The sequence below is a fragment of the Dictyobacter sp. Z7_2 genome, assembly GCF_057551105.1.
Genome location: NZ_BAAJPE010000001.1, coordinates 790187 through 805328, shown reverse-complemented (window position 1 = coordinate 805328; position 15142 = coordinate 790187). Strand labels below are relative to the sequence as shown.

Annotated in this window: 13 protein-coding genes; 3 read left to right on the top strand and 10 right to left on the bottom strand. The window is 45.2% G+C overall.

Annotated features, from left to right (window positions below; genetic code table 11):
* Positions 1-7: 7 nt before the first annotated feature.
* The 6 genes from AC27N8_RS03055 to AC27N8_RS03030 all read right to left on the bottom strand — a co-directional run bounded on the left by AC27N8_RS03055 (position 8) and on the right by AC27N8_RS03030 (position 5097).
* Positions 8-1182, bottom strand: a protein-coding gene (locus AC27N8_RS03055) for an IS3 family transposase (RefSeq protein ID WP_487063828.1) whose coding sequence is annotated in 2 segments (ribosomal slippage) — positions 8-907 and positions 910-1182 — 1173 coding nt in all. Because the reading frame shifts where the segments join, the coding sequence is not laid out codon by codon here.
* A gap of 35 nt (positions 1183-1217) precedes the next feature.
* The gene (locus AC27N8_RS03050) at positions 1218-1565 is read right to left on the bottom strand and encodes a P-loop domain-containing protein (RefSeq protein ID WP_487063826.1); all 348 of its coding nucleotides are present in this window, start codon (positions 1563-1565) and stop codon (positions 1218-1220) included.
* 66 nt (positions 1566-1631) lie between these two features.
* Positions 1632-3545, bottom strand: a complete 1914-nt coding sequence (locus AC27N8_RS03045; RefSeq protein WP_487063824.1) for a tetratricopeptide repeat protein — start codon at positions 3543-3545, stop codon at positions 1632-1634.
* Positions 3546-3956: 411 nt separating this feature from the next.
* Positions 3957-4223: a hypothetical protein gene (locus AC27N8_RS03040; RefSeq protein ID WP_487063822.1), complete on the bottom strand. Its 267-nt coding sequence runs from the start codon at positions 4221-4223 to the stop codon at positions 3957-3959.
* Between the two features lie 253 nt (positions 4224-4476).
* On the bottom strand, positions 4477-4734 hold the full coding sequence (locus tag AC27N8_RS03035) for a hypothetical protein (protein WP_487063820.1): 258 nt from the start codon (positions 4732-4734) through the stop codon (positions 4477-4479).
* Between the two features lie 21 nt (positions 4735-4755).
* Positions 4756-5097, bottom strand: coding sequence for a hypothetical protein (locus AC27N8_RS03030; protein ID WP_487063818.1), 342 nt, complete (start codon positions 5095-5097; stop codon positions 4756-4758).
* Positions 5098-5239: 142 nt separating this feature from the next.
* On the opposite strand from AC27N8_RS03030, the gene AC27N8_RS03025 reads away from it, so the two are divergent.
* A complete protein-coding gene (locus AC27N8_RS03025) occupies positions 5240-5890 on the top strand; it encodes a hypothetical protein (RefSeq protein ID WP_487063816.1) in 651 nt (216 codons plus the stop codon).
* Here AC27N8_RS03025 and AC27N8_RS03020 read toward each other — a convergent pair.
* Positions 5784-6938 (bottom strand): ATP-binding protein, encoded by a 1155-nt coding sequence (locus AC27N8_RS03020; RefSeq protein ID WP_487063813.1) that lies wholly within the window; start codon positions 6936-6938, stop codon positions 5784-5786. The genes AC27N8_RS03025 and AC27N8_RS03020 overlap by 107 nt on opposite strands.
* Positions 6939-7483: 545 nt before the next feature.
* Between AC27N8_RS03020 and AC27N8_RS03015 the strand changes: the two genes are divergently transcribed.
* Entirely contained in the window at positions 7484-8725 is a 1242-nt protein-coding gene (locus AC27N8_RS03015) for a TIR domain-containing protein (RefSeq protein WP_487063811.1), read from the top strand.
* On the top strand, positions 8697-12845 hold the full coding sequence (locus AC27N8_RS03010) for a toll/interleukin-1 receptor domain-containing protein (protein WP_487063809.1): 4149 nt from the start codon (positions 8697-8699) through the stop codon (positions 12843-12845). Before AC27N8_RS03015 ends, AC27N8_RS03010 begins: the two co-directional genes overlap by 29 nt.
* Positions 12846-12859: 14 nt before the next feature.
* Here the strand turns inward: AC27N8_RS03010 and AC27N8_RS03005 are convergent, their stop codons facing one another.
* The 3 genes from AC27N8_RS03005 to AC27N8_RS02995 form a co-directional block, all read right to left on the bottom strand.
* Entirely contained in the window at positions 12860-13684 is an 825-nt protein-coding gene (locus AC27N8_RS03005) for an endonuclease/exonuclease/phosphatase family protein (RefSeq protein ID WP_487063807.1), read from the bottom strand.
* A 73-nt stretch (positions 13685-13757) separates the two neighbouring features.
* Complete coding sequence (locus AC27N8_RS03000) at positions 13758-14192, bottom strand: SRPBCC family protein (RefSeq protein WP_487063805.1); 435 nt, start codon at positions 14190-14192, stop codon at positions 13758-13760.
* Between the two features lie 205 nt (positions 14193-14397).
* Positions 14398-15117, bottom strand: a complete 720-nt coding sequence (locus AC27N8_RS02995; RefSeq protein ID WP_487063803.1) for a hypothetical protein — start codon at positions 15115-15117, stop codon at positions 14398-14400.
* Positions 15118-15142: the final 25 nt, after the last annotated feature.

Here is a 15142-nt window from a genome sequence, read left to right as displayed (position 1 = left end):
AAGATGGTTAGCTCATCGGTTGATCGTTTGCCTGCTCAAACGAGATCGGACTGACATAGGCTAACGTAGAATGAAGCCGAATTGAGTTGTAAAAACATTCTAAGTACTCAAAAACCGCTTGACGTGCTTGTCGCCGTGTTTGAAAAGAGGATCGGTAGATACACTCTTTCTTCAGTGTTGCAAAGAAAGACTCCATCGCAGCGTTATCCCATGCGTTCCCGGTCCGACTCATACTCACCTGAATTCCTTCCCCGGCCAAACACGCTTGATAGCCCAGGCTGGTATATTCGCTGCCCCGATCTGAATGATGTAACAGTGGAAAACAGTCACTTTCAGGCTGCCGCCGAGCTAAGGCCATGCGGAGTGCCATCGTCACCAGCGCCTCGTCCTCAGTAGCGGCCATCGCCCAGCCCACAACCCGACGTGCGAACAGATCAAGGACGACCGCGAGATAGAGCCATCCTTCCTGTGTCGAGATCATGGTGCAATCGGTGACCCACTTCGTATTGGGTGCCGATGCATTGAAATCACGATCCAACAGATTGGGTGCAAAGCGGGCCGTTGGATCGCTCGCGGTGCCCATGGGACGACGAGACCGCTTAGGCAAGGCTGAAAGACCCAACGATTGCATCAAGCGCACCACCCGTTTGCGTCCACAATGAATCCCCTGTGTGGCGAGCAGCGCATGAATACGTGGGCTCCCATAGACCTGGCGATGCTCGAGAAAGAGTTGTTGAATCAAGGCGGAAAGTTTGGCATCTTCTCGCTCGTGCGTGCTGGCCGGACGGGTTTCCCAGGCATAATAGCCACTTTCTGAGACGTCCAATGTTCGACATAACACGCGAATAGAGTAGTCCTGACGGTGATCCGCAATAAACTGATACGTCAGATCTGGTGTCGTGAGAAGATGCCGATAGCTTTTTTTAAGATGTCACGCTCCTGTCGAAGGACATCAACTTCTCGCTTGAGTTGTCGATTCTCCTCTTCTAATGGAGGAAGATGCCCACTTCCAGGAAATGCTTGTTCTCCTCGTTCGATGAACTGTTTGCACCAATTGCTGAGCGTGCTGTCTGCAATACCCAGGTCTCTGGCAATTTGCGCTTGCGATTTCTGGCTCGATTGCAAGAGCTGCACTGCTTCCAGCTTGAATTCTTTCGTAAACGTGCGTATCATTTTTGCCATGTTCTTGACCCTCCTCTTGGAGTCTTTCTCCAAGTTTACCATATCCATCCTAGCGGGTCAAGTCCACTCTCCGATTTTGCTAAAGAGTGATCTGATTTACGAAGTTGTTCAGCAAATGCTGCCATCATATTGATTGGTGTCGGGTTGCGCTCATCTATAAATGCCGTTAAGCAGTAACTTTTGTATGCAATCTCGCTACACCTTTCTCTCAATTGTTCCAGGAAAACCGATTTTCCAATACCACCGATTCCTGAAATCCAAACAATTCTATAATTGACGACTTCAGGTATGAGGATATCTTGCACAAAGGCGGCTAGTTCTCGAAAACGGACAATCCATAAGGTTTGAGCCGCCCTCGTCTTAGTTCCCTTCATGAGTGACATAATGTCATTATCTCCCCACATATTAGCTAAACAGCCTCATGTTCTCTCCAACAAGCTTTTTCTTGTTCATGAAAGGTTTTGTAACCTCTGTTGGGCAAGGTTCAGGCTCTTATATGCAGAGGCAGTATCAGGATCGAGTACAATAGCCCTTTGGAAATTATCAATAGCAAGTGAATACTGTTCAAGGCTGTAATAAATATTTCCCCGATTATTGTAATAGTTAGCCACTTTAGGGTCAAGATAAACAGCTTTGTCAATATCTTCAAGTGCTTCTTCATAATGACTCAGGTTATAGTAAATAATGCTTCGCTTGTAGTGAATGCTAGCAAGCGAGGCTGCTGAAAAAAACGGATATCGGGAAAATTCGTCCAGAAATCTATCTGTTACTTCTAGAGCGTACTCAGATGCTAAATTGTCCATTTCAAGAAATTCAAAGAGTGTCTCTATCAATCTTTTTGTATTTTGATTAGAAGTTATCTGAGGATCGAAAACTCTTTGCATAAGATTGCGTAATCTTCCAATAATTTCTGCTGAGTCTTCTGTTTTCTCATGGATATCAAGGATGCATTCTATAGCTTGAATCTGATTTTTCTCCCCCGGCAAGAACATTAACTGCTCTACTAAGGCAAACACAAGATCCACCCATTCATCAAGGTGTAAGAGTTTTTGATCCTTTTCGGTTTGGATCATTTTAATCTTTCGTCTATAGTGCTCAATAAGATCCAAGCGAGTTTGGTTGTAGTTATTTGTAGACATTTGGTAAAGATATCTAATGAAAAGAGCTTGTACAAGTTCATGATAATAATGGTGGCCATCATGAATATTTACTTTCACAAAAGGAAGGTCTATTAACCAACGATAGAGCGCAAATCGCTCATTCTCTGACTGAGGCAGATAGGTGAACACCTGCAAATCATCTAGATTAAAAGACTTAGAAAAAAGTGCTGCATCGAGGGCTAAACTGCGTTTGACTTGCTCTTGACTAGGAAGCCAACGCAAGAAGTTTTCCACAATATTTGCTGTTGGATCAAGTTCAATTTGTGAAGAGGTCAGCAGTGCCAAGTAGATGGGTAAGCCATGTGAACGTTGCCAAATTTCGGCAATCTTAGTTGGATCAGTAACCCCTCGCATTATCAAATACTTCTCTGTCTCCTTCTGAGAGAAGCTCTCTAAGAACATTGAAAATATATTATCCGAATCTAGATAAGGTAGCCATTTCTTCGGTTCATTTGGAATTGATTGCTCAATTGTGTTTCGTCCTACAACAAGGAGAACAACATTGATACTGATATCCTCCTCTAGAAAATAATCAAGCAACCAAGGAGCAATTGTAGATGCTAGCATCTCAAAGGTATCGAAGCAAAGGATAATTCGCCGGCTACGTTTGTTGTGATTTGTAGTGCTAAGTAGAACTTTGCGTTCAGCTAAAGTGTTAAGTTCAGCGACAAAAGCCTTTGTAAGATCTCGAATTGGGTCATCCAGCCCCTTTATCTCTTCGAAGAGTTGCTGAGGGAAATTTTTTTCGGTCAAAAATTCACCGGTTACTGGAACGTTCCTTATAGATGTACTTACCAACTCTGATACTCCTTTAAGCAAATATGCAGGGACCTCTTTTTGTATTTTTTGAAATTTGAGTAAAATTGCTTTATATCTACTTAGTACCTTTTTGAATTCTCCATCTATTTTTAGCTGTGTTGCGAAATGCTCCATGACTCTAGCAGGGGTAACCTGTTGCTCATCCACTAGTGCAGTAAGACAGTAATCCTTGAAACTAACAGACCGGGTTTCATTGATAAAATGTGTAAGTAAAGTACTTTTGCCAACACCTCCCTGCCCGGCAATAGAAATGATATTGTGCGAAGGAACATCTGAGGTAAGAATGTTGTCGATAAAGAAGTGTATTTCTCTATTACGACCAATGAAAAATTTATCGCTGTTAGCAGTTCTCTGATGTTCATCAACTTTTTTGATGAAAGGCACAGACTCCACCTCGCTTCATAGGTTTTGTTAGTCGAGAAGAATACATCTTCTAGCATTTAATTGGCATTAAGCACCGAGTTAGTTATTGTACTCTAGTATAGCACGGATGAAAGTCCCTGATAATCCACTAGACTCACCTCTTAAGTTTTAAGCAGTAACGGCTTGGATAGAGTGTTTTCTCACAAGAGATGCACTCCTAGACATGGTCATTTCTTTTTTGAACATTGGTGGTAAAATTTGTGTCTATCACATGTCTTATAAGTAGTTCCCTGTGTTCGCCGTCTGGCATAATGGCGGATCATGAGAGTGTGGTGCCGTTCTGGCTCTGTTGCCGTGTTTTAGTGTGAGAGGTCGAGACAGCGGTGGCCGGACGGTGAAGCGTTGTTGAGAGAGACCAAAAGAGTGGAGATGTTACATGGCAGAGATGAGAGCGCACCGGTAAAAGTACTGTTTTTGGCGGTCAATCCAGCGATGACGACCTGTCTGGCGCTTGATGAAGAGAGGTGCGAGATCGAGCAAAAAGTTCGTGTGCCGACGTATCGAGATGCCCTGGTGTTTTAGTTGGCTTGGGCGGTGCGCCCCGATGATCTGCTCCACGTGTTCAATGAGCATCAGTCGTAGGCGCTTCAACCAGTGGCGTTGTGGATGATGGAGCGCAAGATACGAGTGGTTGCGCATGAGGATGCCGTGCGCTCCTGGAACAGCCGCTACACGATGTCAGTCTCACCCTGATGCCAGAGGGATTCTTCCACCAATTGGAGATGATCAATCGTGGCTTGCTGTTGGAGCGTGAGCCAGGGATCTACCATTTTGCCCATTTCACGTTCCAGGAATATCTGGCGATGGTGTCCCTGCAAGAGCAGCATCTGGAACAGCGCTTGCTGCGTCTGTGGGAAAGATGTGGTGTATAAGGTGATTCGGCCTATCGTGCCTAGGCGGATGCGACGCCTATCATAGACGCTTTAGCTTGCACATCGCGTACGGAGATGGAGCGAGCCACTGGTTGCCATTGGTGCGTATGTGCTAGGGCTCCTATGATCGTTCTCAACGCACTGGCTTGTATATCACGTGGGGAGATGGAATGGGCCACTTTTTTCGCCTGAACCCAATGATGGGCGTGTGCTCGTGCTGCTACGATATCCCGTAATGCATACGCTTGAAGATCGCTCATCTGGATGGAACGGGCCATGGCTTCGGCCTGTTCCCAGCGTCAAGCATGTGCGAGTGCTCTTGTAAGGAGAAGTAATGTATGGGATGTGCGCTCGGAGAGAGAACGGGCCATGTCTTCTGCGAGCTTCCAGAGTGGCGCAGCCTGTGTGAAGCGGTGTGCTCGTGTGAGTGCTTCCGCTAAGGCACTCAATGCCTCGACTCGCTGATTGGGATCAGTGAGAGAATGGGCGATCTCTTCTGCAAACTTCCAGGCGGCTTCGGCTTGGTGCCACTGCTGCGTGTGGGAGCGCGCAGCAGCGATGGTACTCAATGCCGTGGCCTCCAGATATGGAGAGCGCGATCTCTGTTGCTTGTTGCCAGAGGTAGGCGTGTGTGAGCCCATCAGCGAGAGCACTTAACACGAATTCTTGACCTATAGTTTGATCACTGTCTTGGATAGAGCGAGCGATGTCTTCAGCTTTTTGCCAGTGTTGCGCGTGTATGAGTGCTGTTGCTAATGCCTCTATTGTTTCATATGTGCTGGTGTGCTGACCACTTATGACGATCGGGTAGATGATGTCATCCATACGCTTCAGGTATTGCTGGCTTTCGGTGGAACGACCGGGTTGGGTAGCGAGGTAGTCGGCGATCATCAGAAAGATGGTGGCCTTTCTGGCGGGATCGGTGAGGACCTCGACTTGTCCGAGCTTCTCTTGTTCGCGTCCGCTGAGCAAGAGGAGACGAAAGAGGGCGTCAGGATAGTGATCTGCCTGGCTTCTCAGACTGCCACGCAGGAGTGTATAGCGCCAAAGTCGTGGAAGGTGTTTGCATGCCTCGTCTGGTATCCATCTTCCACCTGCCCATTGGGAGGCGCGACGTCCGTAATCAAGGTCGTCGATATAGGCGTGAGCACTGACCTCGTGGCGTATTTTGGCGTGGCCATAGTCTCCCGCATTCAGGATGGCACAGAGGCGATCCCACTGCTGTGCATAATAGTGGTGAGCGATCAGATGCTGGCGTGCGTAGTGTCGTCATGCATGTTCCCTAGGCTCCGTTGTCTCATCCCAGAGCACATTCAAACCGCCCTGCTCACCAGGCGGCAAGCTTCGCGTGCCAGCCTTCTTCCTCATCAGTGGCAAGGACGTAATCCTGCTTGGGGTTGTATGCATCCTGACGCAGGTGCTCATGCAATTTGAGATGGAACAGGGTATAGTGCTGTTGTCCGGTATCGGTGAGTAAGCCTCCCAGCGCATGAAGCGCATCACGCAGTTGCGCTTCATCGATTTGGAGCAGCGATCGCAGTGGTCGTTGTCCGAGGGGCTCCCGTGCGACCAACAGGACGCCCAGCAACAGCTTGAGGACTTCGCACCAGACGAGGCGTCGGCGCTGGAGACGCCTAATTGATAAGGTGAAGACCTGGTGTGGATTGCAAGCCAGTCGTGCGATGACCTCCTGGGGAGACATCTGGGTATCGCTCCCGACGGTGAGGGCGATTTCCTGGGCGAGAAGATCAAGAAAGAGGGCATTACGGCCCATGGCGGTGTAGCAGTGATCGATCACTTGAGCATCCAGATGGACGTGCCGCTGAGCAAGGAGGAGATCAAAATCAGCGCGACTCAGATCGGGGAGCCGATACTCGGTGCGCGGTTTGAGCAGTTCGAGGGGGCGCAGCGTATCATCGAGCCGGGTCCCCAGTACAAAGACTATGCCTGCCGGGGGATTGGTAGGCAAGAAACTGAGATCGCGCACGCCATTGAGGTCTTCTTCGAGCTGATCGAGACCATCGAGAAAGATCACTTCTTGTTTGCCCAGCGCGGCAATATCCTGTAAGACACGAGGGAAATAGTCCCGCAGCGCGGCTCGACTCTCACTGGCGACAGAGAGATCGGCCAGATCGTATTTGAGGATGAGACGGGCCATGAGGTTGCGGAGTAATCCGACCTGATGATTGGGACCAGGGGTGAGAGGAATAAAATGCGAGGCGATCAAGTTGGTGTGCTGCTGTGCCTTCGCGTGCTCGACGAGTGTCGCCATGAGACTACTTTTGCCTTGCCCTGCCTGTCCAGTCATGGTGATATATCCGCCGGTGGGCATGGTCATGCGGATGCGGTGCTCGATGTCGAAGAGTTCCTGCTGGCGTCCGACAAAGCTTGCCCGGCGATCGTTGATGAAGCCCTGATGATCGGCACAGAACGCTCGTAGTTTGCGTTCGTGTGCGCTGTAGGGTGCAGACGATGTCGTCAACAGCGCCAGAATATCCTTGACAATCGCGTACATGGCGTGCTCACGGCTTTTTGATTCCGCGAGGGGGGGCCAGTGCGAGGAAGACATTGGAGTTGTTCGAAGGGGGTGCCTTGCAGATTGATGGCGTGGACCATGATGGGGAGAACAGGAAAACCGCGAGAGCTTCTGTTCCCCTGACAAAGGATACATTAGGTTGCTTTAAACGACCTCTTTCTTTCAATTGCGCAGGAGATGATATTTCGTAGGAAGAATGTGTGAATTTCTTCGTATTCACACGTCTTATAAGTAAATCCTTTTATCCACTGTCTATAATTATGATAACTGATGCACTTTTGGTACCTTTTCGGCTCATTGTCTCGTGTCGTGAAAGATCGCCATGGAGACATCGGTGGTTTTGTGGACATGTCATGAGAGACAGACGAGAGAGAAGGTGAGCGTGCTCTTTCTGGTAGCTAATCTAGTGGGGACGCGCTGGTTCGCTATTAATAATAGAGATGCACGAGATGATGCAAAAATGCAAGCTTCGTCGTATCAGGAGGAAGAATATGTTTCTAAGGGAGAATTTGTATGCTTTGGTCATTGGCATTGCAGATTATCTACATATCAATAAACTTCCGCAGACTGTGGTTAAGGATGCACAGAACGTTTACGATCTGTTGGTTGACCCGCAACGCTGTGGCTATTCATCAAAAAATGTGCATTTGCTGCTTAATAGTCAAGCAACGCAAGCAGCTATTCGTCAAGCCTTGATTGATTTAGCTAAGAACTGCAATCAAGACTCTACTGTCTTCTTTTATATTTCTAGCCACGGGGGGTGTATTGAAGCCGGGCCTTATGCTGGTGAGTATTTGTTGCCTGTGGATGCATCCTATGATTCTGAACAAACAATTGCCCAGACAACAATCTCCGACTCTGAATTCACTAATGCATTGCGTATCATTACTGCTCGTAAAGTGGTGGTTATATTTGATTGTTGCCACTCTGGTGGAATAGGTCAGCCCAAAGCCGCAAAAACACAAATGTTCAAAGCTGGCTTGTCCGAACACTACTATGAAATCTTACAATCCGGTAGGGGCCGTGTCATATTGGCTTCATCGCGAAGTACAGAGTTTTCTTATATACAGCCTGGAGCTAATAATAGCCTCTTTACTCAGCATCTGCTTGCTGGATTGTATGGTGATGTACTTGGTTCTGGTGGGGTTATTCGGATCTTTGACCTCTTCCATTATATCCAGTCCAAAGTTACTTCTGAGCAGCCTAATCAGCATCCCATTTTTAAAGCAGAGTTGGAGGAGAACTTTCCGATTGCACTCTACTTGGGTGGCAAGGTTCCAGTATTAACTTCCACAATGGTTAATATGGATCATTTTGTGTACGATGTTTTTATTAGTTATCGCCAACAGGAGCCTGATAAGACGTGGGTTCGTAAGAAGTTGTTGTCTCGGTTAAATGCAAGTGGCTTACGTGTGTGTATTGATTGCTACAACTTCAGACTAGGTGCTCCTCTTATCAAAGAAATAGAACGTGCCGTTGAACAGAGCCGCTATACTCTCGCCGTCCTATCTCCAACATATCTAACAAGTAACTTTACTGAATTAGAGAATATACTTGCTGAATATTTTGGATTAGAACAGAGCCAGCGTCGTCTATTAACCATTATGCGTGAGACATGTGTACCTCGCTTAGGTATACGTTCTCGTTTGTGGTTAGATATGACCGATGATGAAGATTTTGAGATGAATATCGAACGATTAATATATGAAATACGGGAATCGCCAAATATTTAAAGATATGGATCAACTGCATTTATACGATTATATCGAGCCTAACCAGTCTAGGCTATTTTGTAGAGAGGAAAGAAATATGCCTATTGAATTAGAGTACGATCTTTTTATTTCTTATGCGCAAACCAGTGAGCATGACCGAAGTTGGGTAGAAGGCTATCTAATACCTGCACTTGGTTTGCCTGAAGGAAGAATAATTACCCCAAAAGAATTTCGTCCAGGAGCCTCAATAATAGAAGAGTTTAATTGTGCAATTACTACTAGCCGCTACACTGTACTCGTATTTAGCCCTTCGTATCTCGCTGATAAGTGGTCAGTCTTTAGCGAACAACTCGTCTCTTTTGCCAACATTGCTCATCAGAAGGATCGTTTGATCCCCTTGCTTAGGAAATTTTGTCCTTTGCCTCTACAAATTGACTTTCGGGTATGTCTCGATTGTACTGATCAAAATAATTGGAGACAGGAGATTGATCGCCTTAGAACTTTGCTCGGTTGGCAGGAACCAAAACGAGGCGATATTCTTTGCCCATATCTAGGAATGATCCCTTTTTCTCAAAAAGATGCCTCTTATTTCTTTGGGCGTGAGAACGAAATTGAGTCTTTATACATGCGGTTGCGCCATCAAAATTACTTCTTCGTTATCGGCCCATCTGGTTCTGGCAAAACCTCCTTCATTTTTGCTGGACTTCTTCCACATCTATATAAGCGACAATCTGATCAATGGTTAGTGATATCAATACGTCCTGGCACTAGTCCTATGCAGACAATGATGGATGAATTCGCTAACCTTGGGATTAAAACCTCTCTTTCTCCTGAAAATTGTACAGAAATCGTTGAATGTCTTCTTACGTATAGTGATCATAAAAAAAGCTTGATGATAGTGATTGATCAATTCGAAGAATTGTTTGCCCAATCACCAAAAAATGAACAAATAAGATTTATTAATCTCATTAAGGCTTTGCGCCAGATAAAACAGTGTGTACTTATACTGCTGATGCGTGCAGATTTTTATTCCGATTTAATGAATAGTTCTCTATGGAGAGTGACTTCGGATGAAAGGATAGAGATCACTTCTCTACGAGGACAAAATCTTAGAGACGCGATTGCTAAACCCGCAGAAAAGCTTGGTGTTTACCTTGAAGAAGAGTTATTAGAACGTCTAATGATAGACGCATCTGATGAACCAGGAGTTCTTCCCTTGCTTCAGGAGACAATGATGCTTCTCTGGGAGAAAATGGAACAGCGTCTTCTTACTTTAAAGTATTACGAAGAAATCGGCCAAAAGCAAAAAAGTGAATTTACTGTCCAAAAAAGTGGGCTTGCCGTTGCACTTTCTACTAAAGCTAGTGCAACACTTGTTCAGCTAATTGAGCCACATCAGAAAGCTATTGCCCGTCGCATCTTCCTACGCCTTGTGCAGTTTGGTGAAGGGCGAGCTGATACTCGTCGCCGGCTGTCAGTTACTGAGTTAAGTTCGAGTGGTGAAGATCCGAATCTTTTTAATGAGACATTGCAACATTTGACTGAGAATCGATTGCTTACTCTTAGCGGTGAGGAAAAAAGCATTAATAAATATGTAGATATCTCTCATGAGGCACTAATTATTGGTTGGTCTACTTTGCAAGAGTGGTTAGTTGAGCGCAGAGAAGCGGAACAAATGCGAAGACGCTTGGAAGTGAAAGCAAAGGAGTGGATACGTCTGGGTCGAGGCCAAGGTGCTTTACTATATAACGTTGAATTACTTGAGGCAGAGAGTTGGTTAGCCAGTTCTGGTGCCGCAGACATCGGTTCTAGCCTGGATCTCCAATCATTGGTGAGAGCGAGCCAAGAGCGCCAAGAGCAGGAAAAACAGCAACATCAAGAGGCTGAATGGCAGCGTAAAGTTGCACTAGCTCGCCAATTAGTGATGCGGGCAGAATCCTTGCGAGATCAGCACCCTGCACAAATTGAACGTAGCGTATTACTTGCGATAGAAGCAATAAAACGTCTTCCTTCTGTAGAGTCAGACCATGCCCTTCGCCAGGGATTAAACTTTCTACGCCGCCCATTGAGCTTTCTGACTCATGAAGACGCTGTAAAAGCCGTTGTTTTCAGTCGTGATGGGCGTTACATAGCCACTGCGAGCGAAGATCTTACCGCTAGGGTTTGGGACGTCGCTAATGGACATCCGATTATCAGCTTCCGACATGATGAATCAGTAAAAGCTGTTCATTTTAGTCCAGATGGAAATTATTTGGCAACTGCGAGCGATGATTGTACAGCGAGAATATGGGAAATTAAGAGTGGCCGCCAACTAGTCCTTTTTACATTAGAGGATTGTGTAAAAGCCCTTGCCTTCAGTCCGAATGGATACTATCTAGCGGCTGGTTGTGACGATGGTACCATCAAAATATGGGAAACTGCCACAGGTAACCTGGTGACACATGTGACTCACGAAGGCATAGTGAATGCAGTAACTTTTAATCCGAAGGGTGATTTTCTGGCCTCGGCCAGTTGGGATGGAACAGCTAGGATATGGGAAGTTACTAGTGGCCGCCGAATTGCCAACCTTACCCATGACGCCGGCGTACTAGCAGTTGCTTTTAGCCCTGATGGCACATGCATAGCCACGGCAAGTTTTGATCATACCGCCTGTGTTTGGGAAGTCGCGAGTGGCCATTCTGTTGCCTGCATAACCCACAAAAATAGTGTAAATATGCTAACCTTTAGCCCTGATGGTGCTTGCGTAGCTACCGCTAGCTTAGATCGAACTATAGGAATATGGGAAGGTATGACTGGACGTTCCATTAGTCGAATGACTCATGAAGCTGGTGTAAATGCGTTAACCTTTAGTCCTGACGGTGCCTGTCTGGCTACTGCGAGCGATGACCATACTGTTGGGTTATGGGAAGTAATGACCGGACGTCAGTTTGCTCGCTTAGCTCATAAGAAAAGCGTAAATGCTGTTAGTTTCAGCCCTGACGGAATATATTTGGCCTCTGCGAGCAATGATCACACTGCAAGAGTCTGGGAAACATCGGTTGATCGTCAATATACCCCATTTTCTCATGGAGGATTTGTTCATGTAGTAACTTTTAGCAATGATGGTAACTACCTGGCTACAGCCGGTGAAGATAAGACAGCAAGAGTCTGGAGAACAACACATGGTCATCCACTTCTACAGCTAATCCATGAGGATGTTATAAACGCTGTAGTTTTTTTTCCAACGGGTCATTATATTGTAACAGCAAGTCACGATGGCACTGCTAAGGTATGGGACGTAAATAGCGGTGCACAAATTACTCAGATGAGCCATACACAGCCCGTGTATGATGTTGCTGTAAGTCCAGATGAGGAATATGTAGCTACAGCCAGTTGGGATCATACTGCACGGATCTGGAAGGTACTGACCGGTCAACAGATAACAACTCTATCTCATAAAGAGATCGTGTGCGCTATCGCCATAAGTCCAGATGGAAGATATATAGCCACAGCCAGTTGGGACCACACTGCAGGAATTTGGGAATTTCCTAGTGGCCGTTTAATAAAGTACCTAGAGCATGGGGATAGAGTAAATGCTGTCACTTTCAGTTCAGATGGATGCTATATAGCTACAGCTAGTACAGATCGTTCAGCGAAAGTGTGGGAGACATCTAGTGGCCGTCTCCTTACCATCCAATCGCATAAAGACGCCGTTAACGCTGTGGTTTTCAGTAATGATGGACACCATCTGGTTACAGCCAGTGACGATCACACAGCAAAGGTATGGAAAATAAACGATGGTAGTCAAATGGTTCAATTCGTCCATGAAGATAGGATTTATGCTGTTGATATAAGTTCCGACGGCCGCTATGTAGGAACTGCAAGTCATGATAATACTGCTGGAGTCTGGGAAGTATCTAGTGGTCAACAATTGGCACGTCTAACTCATGAGGAGTATGTATATGGGGTGGTATTTAGCCACGATGATACTTATATAGCCACGGCGAGTAAAGATGGTACAGCAAGAATTTGGCGATGGCAGCCAAATAGCTTAATTGCAGAAGCATGTAGACGACTAACACGTAATCTTACAGAAGAGGAATGGCAATTATATCTTAGCAATGAGCCATATCAAAGTACTTGCCCACATTTGCCTATGTGAAGCTTGAGGATAAGTCAGACTGCATAAGAAATTTCAACTAGAAGGGGAAGATGATCTGACCCTGTCTTTGCCAAAAATTGAGCATCGAGAGTTTTCAAAGGAGAAGAATGAAATAAGTGATCGATCCTGATAAGGGGAATGGCAAAAGGTATATATAGTGAAGGAGTGCGATTTGCAGGCCAGCTAAAGCCCAACCTTTTTCCAGATGAACGATATGCATCTTTTACTACTTGGACTAGCTTTTTATAGTCAAGAGACTTGCTTGTGAGATTGAAGTCTCCAGCGGCTACAGTTGGATGATTATCTTCTACGAGTAATTTAACAAGTTTATCAATCTCGTCGCTACGAGCTTGGTGATTATATGTAGGCCAAGGAATACAGGCAAAGAATGGATCACGGCCAATGTTAATCCACGGAAATGTTAGATGAATATTATAAATTGATATTATCTTGTCCTCAATATTGATTAATGCATGCTGTTGTGGCACAATTCCAGTTTCAGCTAACTTAAAGTTATCAACCTTCAAGATAGGATACTTACTTAAAATGCCTGAAGCAACTTGTTTTTCTTCCACAAAGGGGCTGTAAGAGAGATATTGGTAGTCACAAGACAATTTAGCCCAATGTTTATCAACATAGTCACACGTAATTTCTTGGAGGAGTACAATATCTGCATCAACCCTACGAATTAGTTGATCAAGATTCCTATAATCGGGCAAATCTTGGCCTACATTATGGGAGAGAATACGCAAACAATGGCTTGAATCCTCAAGATGAGAGGTGGAAGGTCGTGCCATTTTTTTTACGCTTGAATAGTGTTGTAATCGTCTTAAACCCATAACGAAAAATCTCCTTAAAAAATTTAAAAAAGTTGAGACAGTTTTTCAACGAGAAAAACTCCACTAATCGTTGTTATTCTAAAACTGTATCTAATTTCCTAAAAAAGCTGTTGAGTAAATTTTTCACAATACCCTCTCCAATAGGATTACTAACAATAGAAATGGGACCCTCCAAATCTGCTGTTACACTATAGGCTAATAACGAGCCATCAGCTTCTTCGGTGACATTTATATGAACTACTCCATCTATAGAGCCGCCTGTCCCCTTACGATGTTCCTCAAGAACTACTAGATTCGGCCTTTGCCGTTTTTCAATCTGAATGATGATGCTATACGGCCCCTTTAGCCCAGGCAAGGGTGTAGTTAACTGTACATTCAAATGATCATTATCTAGATATTCTATAGATTGGCAATTAGGTACACACTGTCTTAAAATAGATGGATCTAAAATTGCATCAAAAAGCTGCTCGTTAGGTGCCTTGAATCTACGTCTGCCACTTAGTCTCATAAACCCTCCTTAACTAATCATGATACAAACTTTGAATAGAAAGCCTGCAAATTTGCAATTGAGATTTATATAGTACAATTATATTCTACGCGTTCACAAATGAAATTTCAAGCTTTTGAAGTTAGAGACGATGTGTCCTTGATCTCACAAAATTAGTGAGCCTACCTCGAATTTGGTTTTAAGGAACACTAGAACGAAAACTGGTTCAGACTATACTGGTACCAGAATCCTGGTTCTGCATCAGCATGCGATGCATAGCGTAGTACGACGACAATAAACAATATAGATTTTTTTGATGGAGAGCATCGATGTGTTGTCTCATCAGTTTATGGAAGCCATGTCCAGGATATAGAGCTTGGGCCACAACAGTCATCAACTGACTCAGGTGGAAACGCCCGATGAGGTGATTGAGCACCGAGTCATCTAAAGTTCTAGAATTTCCTATCGTTGCTGTGGCAGGTTCTTTCGAGAGCAGTTGGCATGTCGCAATTTGATCGCGTGATAATCTATCTTTATGTGCGTACGAAATAAATATTCCCATTAGGGCCATGTGTGCTGTACCTTCCTTATTTATCCTTTGTTGATGAGAGATACGTGTGGTTTGCTTCAAAACATCTCTATCTTGAGTGGAAGATGCGACAAGAGGCTGGCGACGTTCAATCAATAGGACCTGATGGGGATCAATATGCTCTTTCATCAGCAACTTAGGATTCTCCTCTTCAGGGATCCCTTCAAGCAAGAGCGATGCGGCGCCCTGATTAAATGCCTGTTGAAGAGAATGCCCAAAACCAATTGCACGATAAAAGGAGGAGGAAAAAACTGCGGCAGCTATATCATGACTGCTCTTATTCATGCCAATCACACAGTCCACAGTCTCGACAAGGGCTTGAGCCTGTTCTGGTGAATAGCATGCATTGAGGAACACCACACGAATTCCTGACAAATTTTAT